This window comes from Streptosporangium sp. NBC_01639, assembly GCF_045209755.1.
Classification (GTDB): Bacteria; Actinomycetota; Actinomycetes; order Streptosporangiales; family Streptosporangiaceae; genus Streptosporangium.
In genome coordinates this window covers 4,934,737-4,947,773 of the sequence record NZ_CP109272.1, presented here as the reverse complement: position 1 = coordinate 4,947,773, position 13,037 = coordinate 4,934,737, and the positions used below count along the sequence as shown (strand labels likewise).

Genomic DNA, 13,037 nt, shown 5'->3' with positions numbered 1-13,037 from the left:
ACGGGCACAATGGCAGGTGTGATCGAGGTCTCGAGAGAGAAGTTCGAAGAGCTCGTGGCCGACGCCCTGGACACGATCCCTCCCAAGCTGACGGCAGTCATGGACAATGTGGTCGTGGTGGTCGTGGACGATCCACCGGAGCCGGATCTCCTGGGTCTTTACACCGGCGTGCCACTCACTGAGCGGGGGGACTGGTACGCAGGAGTGTTACCCGACCGGATTGAGATCTACCGCAACCCGATCTGTTCGATGTGCAACACCGAAGATGACGTGGTGCGAGAGGTGCGGATCACTGTTGTGCACGAGATCGCCCACCATTTCGGCATCGACGATGACAAGCTGCATGCCCTCGGCTGGTAGTCAAAGCCGTATTGCATATCAGATCTCCGTATGACCGATATTTACCAATTTATGGTTACGGCCTGCATGAGTTTGATGGCTTTCAGTTGCGCGTCGGCAATTCAACGGGCACCGTAGGTTACGCATCGAACACCTACAGTCAATGCTCCTGCAAGCCCCGCGGAGTCCTATGGCGGCCACCAGGCCCGGTCGACTACCCGGGCGGCACCGCCGCCCGACCGAACGCCAAGCTACCTATGGCGAGGTCATCGCCATCAGGGAGTTTCGCGCGCTCTGGATCGGCCAGGCACTCTCTCTTCTCGGCGACCAGCTCTCGCGGGTGGCGCTCTCCGTGCTCGTGTTCGAACGGACGGAATCACCACTGGCCACCGCGTCGGTCTATGCGCTGACCTACCTGCCGCCGATCATCGGCGGCCCGTTGCTCGCGAGTCTCGCCGACCGCTACGCGCGGCGGCACATCATGATCGTCTGCGATCTGGTCCGAGCGTGCCTGGTCGCGCTCATGGCCGTCCCCGGCACCTCGTTCACCGTGCTGTGCGTGCTGGTCTTCTGGGTGGTGCTGCTCAGCGCACCGTTCTCGGCCGCCAGGGCGGCGCTGCTCCCCGAGCTCCTCGAAGGCGACCGTTATGTCGCGGGCTCGGCTCTGCAGAACATGACCAACCAGGGTGCGCAGATGCTGGGCTTCGCCCTCGGCGGTGCCTTGATCATGGCGATGGGACCGTACCGCGCGCTGGCGCTGGACGCGTCCACGTTCCTCGCCTCCGCGCTCATCCTGGTCTCGGGAGTACGGCGGCGCCCCGCTCCTGCCGGCACCGGCGGCGACCGGCCCTCCATGTGGACCATGACCCGGGCCGGATCCAGGCTCGTCTTCGGCGATCCCCGGCTGCGGACGCTGGTGCTCTTCGCCTGGCTGTGCGGGTTCTACGTGCTTCCCGAGGGGATCGCGACCCCCTACGCCGCCACCCTGACCGACGATCCGCAGCAGATCTCGTTCGTCGCCGGTCTGCTGATGGGTGCGATGCCGACCGGGACGGTCATCGGCGCGTTCCTGTTCAGCCGGTACGTCACACCGTCGAGACGGCTCCGCGCGATGGGCGGGATGGCGATGCTGACCTGTGCGCCGCTGATCCTGTGCGCGATGGAGCCGCCGCTCACCGTGGTGCTGTTCTTGTGGTTCGTCTCGGGCATCGGTGGCGCCTACCAGCTCGCGGCGAACGCCGCGTTCGTGCAGTGCGTGCCCCCCGAACGGCGGGGGCTGGCCTTCGGGCTCGTGCAGTCAGGCCTGCTGGCCTCTCAGGGCATCGGCATCCTCATCGGCGGGGCCGTCGCCGACGAGATCGGCCCCGCGCACGTGGTGGCCCTGGCCGGCGCGGCGGGTCTGTGCGTCGCAGCCGCGCTGGCCATGGTCTGGATCGGGTCCTGCAAGGAGATCATCGAGAAGGTCCGCACAGAGGTGACCGTCTGAGTCATGCCTGGGGCTTCGAGTCACCGTCGTGCTGAGGGGAGGTGGTCTGCGGAGGCGTGGGGTACGGCTGGGCCGGATACGGCGTCTCCGGGTTCTGGTGGGAGGAGTACGGCTGCGCCGGGTCCTGGTAGGTCGGGTGGTGCGGAGCCCGGTCCTGGTTGGTGGCCTTGTTCCAGCTCTGCTCGGCCTTGGCCCAACCCTGCGCGGCCTTGGCCCTCGCGTCCTGCCAGACCGGGTTGTCCTTGTTGTTGTCGACCAGATCCTGGACGATCGACCTGTCCTTGCTCTCGTCGGGCAGGAGCAGCCAGCCGATCGCGTAGATCCCCACTCCGAGGCCGCCGAAGAAGGTGGCGATGGCGAGGGCCACCCGGATGATGTTGGGGTCGATTCCGATGTAGCGTCCCAGTCCGGAGGCCACGCCCGCGACGATGCGGCCGTCCCTGGTCCTGCGAAGCTGCTTGGTGCCCGAGAAGTCGTTTTCGCTCATGTCCTAAGACTGCCCGCTGAGGAGCTTCGGTCACATCGGGATTCTCCCTGGCCGCACCCTGACATACCACCCGGGAACACCGGCAATACCCTGACAGGGCCCGACGAGAGAGGAACATCCCATGGACGACCTTCTGCACATCGACGACGGACTCTCCGAGGAACAGCGACTCATCCGCGACACCGTGAAGGGGTTCGTGGCCGACAAGGTCCTTCCCCACGTGGGCGACTGGTTCGAGGAGGCCGTCTTCCCGGCCCGCGAACTCGGCCCGGTGCTCGGCTCGCTCGGCGTGCTGGGCATGCACCTCCAGGGATACGGCTGCGCGGGACTGGACGCCGTCTCCTACGGCGTCGCCTGCCGGGAGTTGGAGGCCGGGGATTCGGGCCTGCGGTCGTTCGTCTCCGTGCAGGGCTCGCTGGCCATGTTCCCGATCTGGAAGTACGGCTCCACCGAGCAGAAGGAGGAGTGGCTGCCCCGGATGGCCGCGGGGGAGGCGATCGGCTGCTTCGGCCTGACCGAGCCCGACCACGGCTCCGATCCCGCGAACATGCGCACCCACGCCAAGCAGGACTCCTCCGGTGACTGGATCCTCAACGGCGCCAAAATGTGGATCACCAACGGCTCCGTCGCCGACGTCGCGGTGGTCTGGGCCCAGACCGAGGACGGCATCCGCGGCTTCGTGGTCCCCACCGACACGCCCGGCTTCTCAGCGCCGGAGATCCACCGGAAGATGTCCCTGCGGGCCTCGGTGACCTCGTCCCTGTACTTCGACGACGTCCGCCTTCCGGCGGCGGCCGTACTGCCCGGCGTCCGTGGCCTGAAGGGTCCGCTGTCGTGCCTGTCAGAGGCCCGGTACGGCATCCTGTGGGGCGTCGTGGGCGCGGCCCGCGCCTGCCTGGAGTCAGCCGTCGACTACTCCAGGACCCGTGTGCAGTTCGACAGGCCCATCGGCGGCTTCCAGCTGACCCAGGAGAAGCTCGCCTGGATGTATGTGGGCCTGGGCCAGTCCCAGCTCACCGCTCTCCACCTGGGCCGCCTGAAGGACGCCGGCGCCCTCACCCCTCAGCAGGTCAGCTTCGGCAAGCTCGCCAACGTCCGCGCCGCCCTGGACATCGCCCGTCAGGCGCGCTCGGTCCTCGGCGGCAACGGCATCACCCTGGAGTATCCGGTGATCCGGCACATGAACAACCTGGAGAGCGTGCTGACGTACGAGGGCACCGAGGAGATCCACGTCCTCACCCTGGGCCGAGCGCTCACCGGCCTGGACGCCTTCCACTGACGCGGGGTCCGCTGAGGTTCCGGCGGCGCGGTGACCGCCGGGCAGACGCCTCGGCCACCGCTGAGGTTCCGCCGGCACGGCGGCCTCCGGCCAAGCGCCTCGGCCACCGTTGAGGTTCCGCCGGAACGATGACCTCCCGGGCAGGCGCCTCGGTTACCGCGGCCGGGCCTGCCGCTGCGGCAGGCCGCTGGGACGCCACTCAGGGGCCTGGACCGCCCTGTCGAGCTCGCTCTGCCAGGAGAGGCCCCGGCCCAGGTAGAAGCGGAACAGCTCGGCGGCGGCCTGGGCGTCGGCCAGCGCGGCATGGGCGTTCGAGAACGGGATGCCCGCCCGCTCACAGCAGGCTCCGAGGGTCCACTTCCCGTCAGAGACGACCTCCGGGGCGAGCCGCTGCGTGCAGAGAGTCTCGGTCAGCCAGTGGCTGCCCGGGAGGATTTTGAGGAAGCGCAGGTCGAAGGAGATGTTGTGGGCCACCAGGACCCGTCCGGCGATGCGCTGCCACACCTCGTCCAGCACTTCTTCGATCACCGGCGCGCCGGCGACCATCGCCTGGGTGATGCCGTGAACGTGCACCGCCCCGGTGCCCCGGCGAGGGTTGATCAGCGAGTGCCACTCGTCGACGGTCGAGCCGTCGGTGTCCAGGGAGATGAGTGCGATCTCACAGATCTGATCCCCCTTCGCAGGTGAGAAGCCTGTCGTCTCCACGTCGACCACGACATACCCCTGCCGCGCGGCCACGCGGGCGCCGCCGGCGGGCTCAAGCCCCGAGCTCGTCATACGGCCACTGTATGAGAGCCTGTTGCCACCCTGACTGCCATCGAGCAAACAGGTGGTCGCCCACAGGCCTGGCAACGGGCGTTAGTGGACACTATCCTCGGTACGCTGTCTTCAGCGGGGCGTTAGCTCAATGGTTAGAGCTGCGGACTTTTAATCCGTAGGTTCTGGGTTCGAGTCCCAGGCGCCCTACCACCCGCGAGCAGGAACTTAGGCCCTGACCTGGGCCTTCGTTCTTGCCGATCTTCACTGGCACATGCAGCTGGATGCAGTCGAATGCAGCTGCCTGCCAGTGGTCCCGGAATATACGCGGAATGGGACCACCGGCGTTTCCCCAGGTCAGCACGGGAGTTCCGGAAGCTCGCGGAACGATTCCGAGGGTGCGGGAGCCGACACGACAAAGGACCCCGAGAGCTACCGGGGTCCTGTCTGTTCCGTTGCCAGAGATGTCACGCCGTGAGCGCTTCCAAGATCGCTTGTTCGCCGCCTCGTGCTGTCCGTCGATGCGCTTGGCGTAGACCTTGAGCAGCACGTCCGCCCCGTGCCCCACCCGCTCCGCCACTTCCGGCGCGTGGACTCCGGCGTTGGGCCAGAGGGAGACCGCCGCATGGCGCAGGTCGTACGGCCTGCGCGCCAGCGGTGAGGCAACTTGGTCGGGAGTGAAGCGTACGACCGGGCTTGCCACCAGACCAGCAAGCGGCGGCGGCGCTGAGCGCCGCAGCGCAGGTGAGGTCCGGACACGACTCGCTGCCAACGCCACGTTCAATATGAAGTTCTCTGAAGCGCGCCGATTTGCGGAACCGTGTGCGCTCGTCGCATCCGGCCAGTTCCCACCTGGGCCGGGCCACCCGTAGGAGACCGGACCCGGACGGATCCATGCGGGACCAGGGACCTTGATCAGCCGCAGTGACCCAAAGGCGAGTACCACATTGTGCTGCCGTAGCTGCCGCCCCACGTGATGCACTCCCCTGGAGCGGAGAGCTTCACCGGGCCAGCGTAAATAAAGAAATTACCTGAGTCTTCCTTCCTGACCCCATTTTTTGCGACATAGGCATAGACCGCGATGTCGTTGCTGTAGACGTCCTTCCAGGTGACCACGCAGTTGGTGCTGCCGTTGTACATCAGATAGATGACGGCCTTGCCCAGGTCGTGCTGGTCGATCACGTGGTAAGAGGCGCCGCATACCGAGATCGGCGTTGCCGCCATCGCCGGGCTGCCGGTGGCGAAGGTTCCGGCGAGCGCGGCCACGGTGGCGACTGCCCTTCCTGTCAAAATGGACAGAGGTAGCAAACAGGTAGAAAACTCTGCGCTGAGGGCGGGGAAGGAGTCATCCCTTCGTGGGAGCACGTGAACAGGATCCGCAAGTCCCTGACCCCGAGGTGCGCGAGCGGGTCGGTGCCCGCCGCTACACCGCTGCTTACAAGGCCCGGATTCTGGAGGAGTACGACCGGCTCGATAAGGCCGGCAAGGGCGCGCTGATGCGCCGCGAAGGTCTGTACTCCTCGCTGATTTCCAGTTGGAGAACGGCACGTGACCATGGCGCCGAGCAGACGCTGGCCCGGCCGGTCGGCCGGCCGAAGGCCGACCCGCGGGACAAGAAGATCGACGCGCTGGAGGGGGAGGTCGAGCGGCTGCGTGCCGAGCTCGGCAAGACCCGCCAGGTGATCGAGGTGCAGGGAAAGCTCTTCGCGCTGCTGGATCAGCTCGCCACCGGCAGCGAGACGACGACGGGGCGGGGCGAGCGGTGAGCCAGATCATCGAGGCCGCCCAGGCCGAGGCGATCGAGGAACTCGCCCCGCTGCTCGGGCGGCGCAAGGCATGCCAGGCGGGCGGAGTAGCGCAGGCCACCTGGTACCGCAAGAACCGCCAGAGCTCTTCCCCAGTCCGTCCTGTCACGCCACGCAAGCCACACCCGTCGGCGCTGTCAACGGCCGAACGCGACCACGTCCGCACGGTGCTGAACGAGCGATTCGCCGATGCCTCCCCGGCGACGGCGTACTTCTCCCTGCTGGATGAGGGCCTCTACCTGGCGTCGGAATCGACGATGTATCGGATCCTGCGCGAGTACGGCGAGGTTGGCCGCGACCGGCGCCGTCAGGCCACCCATCCGCCCAAGACCATCCCCGAACTGTTCGCCGACGTCCCCAACCGGGTCTGGGCCTGGGACATCACCAAACTCCGCGGTCCTGACAAGGGCGTCTGGTACTCGCTCTACACGATCATCGACATTTACAGCCGCTACGTCGTCGGCTGGATGATCGCCTCTCGCGAGTCCGCCGACCTGGCCAAACAGCTCATCGCACAAACCGCTCGCAAGCACAGCATCGACGCAGGCACCCTTACCCTGCACGCCGATCGCGGCAGTTCGATGAAGTCCAAGACCGTCGCCGAGCTTCTCATCGACCTGGGCGTGGCCAAGTCCCACTCCCGGCCCAAGACCAGCAACGACAACCCACACGTCGAGGCGAGCTACAAGACCCTCAAGTACTGCCCCGATTTTCCCGGCCAGTTCGGCTCCATCGAGGATGCCCGACGGTTCTGCCAGGAGTTCTACGCCTGGTACAACCATGAGCACTACCACTCCGGGATCGGCTATCACCACCCGGCCGACGTGCACTACGGCCGCGCTGCCGCCGTCCGCGACCGGCGATCCGCCGTCCTGGCCGCCGCTCAATCCGCCCACCCTGAACGCTTCGTCACCGGCGGCACCCCCACACCGCCCGATCTACCCGGCCCCGCGTGGATCAACAAGCCCAAGGACGAGAACCAGAAGGAGACCACAAAGAAGCCGATACAGAATTAGCCCAGCTCAACTGCCTTGATCAAATTGACAGGTTCCGCTGCGAGCGCGGCTCCCTGCTTCAATCTGCGCACAGAAAACCTCCTAAGGGGTAGTCGTTCGGCGAAGCGAGATCTTCTACGGCCACGCAGCCTGCCGGTCGGCAGACGTCGAGGTACGCACATCCTTGCGGTGGCGCCCTGACAGAAGACGACCGGGCAGGGCCGGACCCGTGGCGGAGGTCGCCGAGTTCCACGGTCTCCGGGCGGCCGCACGTGATCTATTACATGCATGTTATATATTCGCGTTAGGTAATCGTCAAGCTATGTACGATTTGTTCTCATTGGCCGTCTCGTCTGTGCGAAATATCCGTTCGTACAGGTGAGAGCCCCTGACCCCTGCGGCTTGAACCCGAGGGGTGCCGTTCTCCTGCGAGTCCCATCTCCCCGGTCGTGATCGGCCGCCGTACAAGATCGGGGCGATTCGAGTCCCAGGCGCCTTGTCACTCGCGAGCAGGAACGTAAGACGTTGCCGGCTGATCGGCGGGCTCGACGAGCCTCGGTTCGGTCAGCGTGGGCAACGCTCTGAGCCTGATCGTGCGGTCCTGGCTTGTCGCGTGGTCGAGCCGATGGTTGATGCGGCCGCTGCAGTCGTGCGGGAATCGCGAGGCACCCGGGGGTCGTCTCCGGCCCGATCGCGGACCGCGTCGGCCCGGGGTACGAGTACGAATCACTCCGAGGGCTTGACCACGGTCGGGAGCCGAGATGCGCGGGCGGTGGTCTGGCGACTGGTTCGGTAGCGGCCCGGGGTGGTTCCGATGATGTCGGTGAACGCTGCGATGAAGCTGCTGGGGTTGGCCCATCCGCAGGCGTAGGCGGTTCGGGTGGTGTCGTGGCCGTCGGCGAGGAGCACGAGCGCGTGGTAGATGCGTAGCTGCGTGCGCCACTCATAGAAGGTCATGCCGAGTTCGTTGCGGAACAGCCGGCTGAGGGTGCGGGTGCCGGCTCCGATCGTCTTCCCGAGTTCGGCCAGCGTGGCGTTGTCCGCCGGCGTCTCGTACAGCATCCGGGCAATGGCTTGCAGCCGGTCGTCCCGTGGCTCCGGCAGGTGCAGTGGCTGTTCGTGTGCTTCGCGGAGTTCATCGACGAGGACGCGAAGGAGGCGAGAGCGCGCGGAGCGGCTGTAATCAGGCGCGGTGTCGTCGTGGTTGCGGGAGCCGGTCAGGGCGAGCAGGACTTCGCGGGCGAGGCCGGAGGCCAGGAACACGGCGGGATGGTCTGGTATGAGCCGGGCGAGGGATGGCGCGAGAAAGACGATCCGCATATCGGTGTCGCCGTGGGCGCGGTGGTAGTGCGTGAACCCGGCGGGGGTCCAGGCGACCCGGTTGGCGGGAACGATCGACGTGCCGCGCTCGGTGTGCACTGCCAGGACGCCGCTGGCTGCGTATACGAGGTGTCCCCGTGTGTGCGACTGCACCGTGCTTGCTTCGCCGGATGGCCACAGGTGGCGCCCGCCAGTGGGCCAGATATGTGACGTCACACCGGCGATCAGGGGAGGTTGGCGGCGAACAGGCATCGATTGGCATCCTATCGGTAGCACGCCACGCCCTGATCTGGCGACACTTTCTCCATGCGAAGCGGTCTTCAGTCGCGCAGAGTGCCCGACCGGACCACCTGTCATCGGGGCAGCGTGCCTCGATGCCGCGGCTTGAGAGAGAAGGAGAAACGCATGGCGACGTTCGTCCTCGTGCCCGGCGGTTGGCACGGCTCCTGGGCGTTCGAGGCGGTGGTTCCGCTGCTGGAGCGTGCCGGTCATGCCGTGCACGCTCTGACCCTGACCGGTCTGCGGCCGGACGACGACAACGCGACGGTCGCGACCGCCAACCTCGACACACACGCCGACGACGTGTTGCGGCTTCTCGATCGCGCTCACATCACCAGCGCGACGCTGGTCGGCCACAGCTACGGCGGGATGGTGATCGCCGCCGCCGCCGATCGCGCCGGCGGCCGGATCTCACGACTGGTGCATCTCGACGCCTACGTACCGCGCGATGGCGAGTCGTGCTGGTCGTCAACGACCGAGCGTTACCGGGAAGCGTTCGCCGCCGGCGCTGCGACCACCGGCTATGCCGTCCGACCGCCGGACGGCGGCGATCCCCGCCGCCGCCCCCATCCCCTCGCCTCGTTCGTGCAGACGATCCGGCTCACCAGCACGCTCGCCCCGGTCCCCCGTCGGGAGTTCGTCTACTGCTCGGGATGGGAAGACCGGACGCCGTTCGCCGAACTGCGCACCCGACTCCAGGCCGACCCCGAATGGCGGGTCCATGACCTCCCAACCGGCCACGACGCAATGCATGAGGCCCCGGAGGCCGTCGCTGCACTACTGCTCGGCGAATACATCGCGGATGCGTCGACGCACAGACGACAGGCTTGCCGTTGAGGCCACACAAGCCCGGTTCATCCGGCCCCCGATCGTTCATGCCGTCGTCCGGGGCCATGGCGTCCCGGGGGCACTTACTCCGCGTGCGTGGCCGAGATCGGGAGGCCGAGTCAGGGCCCCGGCAAGTTTGTGATTTGGTCGGTGTGATCACTTCGGTCCGAGGTTGAACAGGTCAAGGACGCGCTGGTGGTCGTAGCCGTAATCGCGGCGGGCATGGGCGATATTGACATGGCCCGCTCGGCGTAGGGTGCCGGTGGCGAGGTTGCGGAAAGCAGCCAAGGCGCGGGGCAAGGTGGCGGTCCGCGCTTGGCAGGCGTCCTCGGCGAAGGTGACGTCGCGGACGTGATGGACGCCGTTTTCGATGGCCTTCCAGTGGCCGCGGACGTAGGCGGCGAGCTGGGCCGGTCCGGCCTGCCGCGGAGTCAGATCGGTGATGCCGTAGCAGACTTCCTTGCTGTGACGTATGCCGTCCAGGCCACCTCGATGGCGCAGGATGCGAAAGACCTGAGCGGCATGGGGGAAATCGATGTCGCCGGCCGGGGCTGTGCGAAGGATGCGGTGCTCGGTGCGGCCGTGTCCGCGGTCGAACTCGCGGTGGGTGACGGTAATGAAGTTGGCGTCGGGGCCGGTCAGTGCGGTGATGGCGGCGGCGCGCAGAGTGGGCTGATTGGCTTTGACGATCATGACGTAGTGCGCGTGATGGTCGTCGATCAGCAGTCGTGCGGAGGCGCGCTGGGTGTGCAGGGCGTCGGCGGTGATGACAGCGCCGGTCAGTTCGGTGTCGGTGGCCTGACGCAGCAGCGCGTCCAGGGCGCTGATCTCGCTGCTTTTGGCGGGGATCTGGCGTTGTGCGTGGACGGTGGCGTCGAGGTGGGCGGCCAGGCTGATCAAGTGAACGCGGCCGCCGCCGGGGTGGTGGGCACCTTTGAGGCGCTTGCCGTCGACGGCGTAGGCCGGCAATAGGCCCGGCGTCTGCGCGGGAGATCGGCGAGCGGCGCGGCGGGCTTCGCGCTCGGTGCGCCGGCTCACCGGTGCTGGGGCGCGCTCGTGCGGTTCGACGGTGGGCGGCTGGCCGAGGAAGGTTGCCAGGCAGGCGTCGAGTTCGTCACCGTCCAAGCCGGCCAGGACGCGGCGGATGGTGCGTTCGCTGGGCGGCTGGTGCAGGCCGGTGAATGGATCGCGCCAGATGTGCAGGTCGGCCAGGACCTGCTGGGGGGCGTTGTCGGCCCACTGTTCGATCGCGGTCAGGCAGTCGCCGCCCACCGCCACGGTGGCACATGCCACGATCGCCAGGATCGAGGCCAGCGAGTGGCGTCGCCCTCGCGCTGAGCGTGGGTCGGAAATCAGGGCGAACCGGTCGGTGAGCTTCAGCCGGGCGGAAGAATCGGTATCCGTTTGCCCAACTTGCTCGCAGCCGACAGCGTTGATCAGCGATGATGGCGCGACAGGCACGGTTTCCTCATTCGATCAGGCGGCTTTAGACACCTCTGATCTTCGGGAGCCGTGCCTTTCCGTCGTTGCGGGCTTGGTATTTCCTTACCCGCCCCTACTTACGCCGCTGGACGAATACGAACGAATCCGTTCAAAACATCAACTTGCCGGGGCCCTGGAGGCCGAGTAGGGGTGTAGCGGACCCTCGGCTTGGCATCGGGACACTTATGGGGTTTCGTCGGTTGCGGCAAGACCTGTCGAGCCGGATGCCGTTCGGCCTGCCGGTTCGAGCACCGCATTACGGCGTTTGTGCTCAGCGAGAACCGCGCCGAGGCCGCCGATCCAGCCAAAAAGCACCGTGTAGCCGATGACGCTCTGCCAACTGAGGGCGGTATTCAGGGGCCAGAGATCGTTGTTATAGAGCCACAGCGCGAGGGAAAATCGTTTGACCGGTGCACAGCCGATGGAAACGATCAAGGAATGCACATCGAGTTTTTGAGATTCTCACTCCCCGACGTGGAACCGCTCGTCAATTTCCTGACCGAAGAGGAATGGCCGTACCACGTGGGGGCGCAGGACCGGGAGACGGTCAGGCGCCGGGCCGTCGAAGGCCTTTATGACAACGAGGAGACCAGCACGTTCTGGGTGCTCGTAGACGGCGAGCGCGCGGGGCTGGTCAAACTACAGGATCTCAACGACGACACGCCCCTGTTCGACCTGCGGATACGGCAGGCCTGGCGGGAGCGGGGCATCGGCACGAAGGCGGTGGCATGGCTGACCGGCTACCTGTTCACCGAGTTGCCCGGCATCTCGAGGATCGAGGGCACGACTCGCCAGGACAACCACGCGATGCGGGCGATCTTCCGCAAGAGCGGCTATGCGAAGGAGTCGCACTATCGGGAAGCATGGCCGGCCCCAGACGGCACCCGCTACGACTCGATCGGCTACGCGATCCTTCGGCGCGACTGGCTTTCCGGGACGGTCACGCCCCCGGACTGGCACGACGAACCCGCATGTTCAGACAGGTGATCGATTCGAGCCCTCTGATCGCCGTCTCGTAAGCGCCTCCGGATCGTAAACCGCCCGGATGGGCTTGGATCCGTCGGAGCACCCGCCATGACTGGAGTTGCCCTGGGACAACTCCAGCCTGAGTGCGACTCCCCGCCCACGCCATGTTCAATGTGAAGAACTTCGAAGCGCGCCGATCCGCGGGGAGCGGATGCGCTCGTCAAAACCGGCCGGTTCCCGCCCGGGCCAGGCCATCCCGCAGGAGACCAGACCCGGACGGACCCGCGCGGGACCAGGAGCCTTGATCAGCCGCAGTGCTCAAGGGGCGAGGTGTACTGCGTGCTGCCGTAGTCGCCGCCCCACTGGATGCACTTCCCCTTGGCGGAGAGCTTCACCGGGCCGGCGTAAGTCGAGAAGTTACCCGGGTCCTCGATCCAGTTCCCCGTGGTCCTGATCACGGCGTTGACGAAGGTGCTGTTGCGGCTGTCCTTCCAGGTGACCACGCAGTTGGTGGTGCCGTTGTACAGCAGGTAGACGGTGGCCTTGCCCAGGTCGTGCCGGTCGATCTCGTGGTAGGAGCCGCCGCCGCAGGCCCCGATCGGCGACGACGCCGCCATCGCCGGGCTGCCGGTGGCGAGGGTTCCGGCGAGCGCGGCCACGGTGGCGACTGCGAGCGCGGCTCCCTGCTTCAATCTGCGCACAGAAAATCTCCTGAGGAGTGGTCGTTCGGTGAAGCGCGATCATCTACGGCCGCGCAACCCGCCGGTCGGCAGACGTCGTGGTGCGCGCACCCTTGCGGTGGCGCCCTGACAGAAGACGACCGGGCAGGCCGGACCCGTGACGGAGACCGTCGAGTCCCATGGTCTCCGGGTCGCCGTAGTTGATCACTTGCATGCAAGTTATACATATCTGTTAGGTAATCGTCAAGGCCACCTAACACCTGATTGCCATCTACCGCTCTATCAGGGCAAAAGGTCTGTCCCGTGCGAGCTCCAGCAGCACGAGAAGCCTGCCC

General features: G+C 66.5%; 13 protein-coding genes and 1 tRNA gene. 7 read left to right on the top strand and 7 right to left on the bottom strand.

The window, feature by feature from the left end:
• The first annotated feature begins 9 nt into the window (after positions 1-9).
• Positions 10-360 carry a metallopeptidase family protein gene (locus OHA77_RS22605; protein WP_326826282.1) on the top strand — a complete coding sequence of 117 codons (351 nt, stop codon included), beginning with the start codon at positions 10-12 and terminating at the stop codon, positions 358-360.
• A 169-nt stretch (positions 361-529) separates the two neighbouring features.
• A complete protein-coding gene (locus OHA77_RS22600) occupies positions 530-1,825 on the top strand; it encodes an MFS transporter (RefSeq protein ID WP_406311525.1) in 1,296 nt (431 codons plus the stop codon).
• Between the two features lies 1 nt (position 1,826).
• Here the strand turns inward: OHA77_RS22600 and OHA77_RS22595 are convergent, their stop codons facing one another.
• Entirely contained in the window at positions 1,827-2,312 is a 486-nt protein-coding gene (locus OHA77_RS22595) for a PspC domain-containing protein (RefSeq protein ID WP_406311524.1), read from the bottom strand.
• Between the two features lie 121 nt (positions 2,313-2,433).
• Here OHA77_RS22595 and OHA77_RS22590 point away from each other — a divergent pair, with 121 nt between their 5' ends.
• A complete protein-coding gene (locus OHA77_RS22590; protein WP_406311523.1) occupies positions 2,434-3,591 on the top strand; it encodes an acyl-CoA dehydrogenase family protein in 1,158 nt (385 codons plus the stop codon).
• Positions 3,592-3,744: 153 nt separating this feature from the next.
• On the opposite strand, the gene OHA77_RS22585 is transcribed toward OHA77_RS22590, so the two are convergent.
• Positions 3,745-4,368, bottom strand: coding sequence for an exonuclease domain-containing protein (locus OHA77_RS22585; RefSeq protein ID WP_406311522.1), 624 nt, complete (start codon positions 4,366-4,368; stop codon positions 3,745-3,747).
• A gap of 116 nt (positions 4,369-4,484) precedes the next feature.
• On the opposite strand from OHA77_RS22585, the gene OHA77_RS22580 reads away from it, so the two are divergent.
• Positions 4,485-4,560: transfer RNA gene (locus tag OHA77_RS22580), tRNA-Lys, on the top strand.
• 702 nt (positions 4,561-5,262) lie between these two features.
• Here the strand turns inward: OHA77_RS22580 and OHA77_RS22575 are convergent.
• Positions 5,263-5,613, bottom strand: a complete 351-nt coding sequence (locus OHA77_RS22575; RefSeq protein WP_406311521.1) for a hypothetical protein — start codon at positions 5,611-5,613, stop codon at positions 5,263-5,265.
• Positions 5,614-5,702: 89 nt separating this feature from the next.
• Between OHA77_RS22575 and OHA77_RS22570 the strand changes: the two genes are divergently transcribed.
• A protein-coding gene (locus OHA77_RS22570; protein ID WP_406311520.1) for an IS3 family transposase occupies positions 5,703-7,168 on the top strand; the annotation gives its coding sequence in 2 pieces (ribosomal slippage) (positions 5,703-6,042 and positions 6,042-7,168; 1,467 coding nt in all).
• 705 nt (positions 7,169-7,873) lie between these two features.
• On the opposite strand, the gene OHA77_RS22565 is transcribed toward OHA77_RS22570, so the two are convergent.
• Positions 7,874-8,620, bottom strand: a complete 747-nt coding sequence (locus tag OHA77_RS22565) for an AraC family transcriptional regulator (RefSeq protein ID WP_406311519.1) — start codon at positions 8,618-8,620, stop codon at positions 7,874-7,876.
• A 252-nt stretch (positions 8,621-8,872) separates the two neighbouring features.
• On the opposite strand from OHA77_RS22565, the gene OHA77_RS22560 reads away from it, so the two are divergent.
• Complete coding sequence (locus tag OHA77_RS22560; RefSeq protein WP_406311518.1) at positions 8,873-9,583, top strand: alpha/beta fold hydrolase; 711 nt, start codon at positions 8,873-8,875, stop codon at positions 9,581-9,583.
• Positions 9,584-9,730: 147 nt separating this feature from the next.
• Here the strand turns inward: OHA77_RS22560 and OHA77_RS22555 are convergent, their stop codons facing one another.
• Together OHA77_RS22555 and OHA77_RS22550 are read right to left on the bottom strand one after the other, a co-directional pair.
• The gene (locus OHA77_RS22555; RefSeq protein WP_406311517.1) at positions 9,731-11,035 is read right to left on the bottom strand and encodes an ISAs1 family transposase; all 1,305 of its coding nucleotides are present in this window, start codon (positions 11,033-11,035) and stop codon (positions 9,731-9,733) included.
• A 204-nt stretch (positions 11,036-11,239) separates the two neighbouring features.
• Positions 11,240-11,491: a hypothetical protein gene (locus tag OHA77_RS22550; RefSeq protein ID WP_406311516.1), complete on the bottom strand. Its 252-nt coding sequence runs from the start codon at positions 11,489-11,491 to the stop codon at positions 11,240-11,242.
• 3 nt (positions 11,492-11,494) lie between these two features.
• Between OHA77_RS22550 and OHA77_RS22545 the strand changes: the two genes are divergently transcribed.
• Complete coding sequence (locus tag OHA77_RS22545; protein ID WP_406311515.1) at positions 11,495-12,043, top strand: GNAT family N-acetyltransferase; 549 nt, start codon at positions 11,495-11,497, stop codon at positions 12,041-12,043.
• A gap of 284 nt (positions 12,044-12,327) precedes the next feature.
• On the opposite strand, the gene OHA77_RS22540 is transcribed toward OHA77_RS22545, so the two are convergent.
• Complete coding sequence (locus tag OHA77_RS22540; RefSeq protein WP_406311514.1) at positions 12,328-12,723, bottom strand: spore-associated protein A; 396 nt, start codon at positions 12,721-12,723, stop codon at positions 12,328-12,330.
• Between the last annotated feature and the right edge of the window lie 314 nt (positions 12,724-13,037).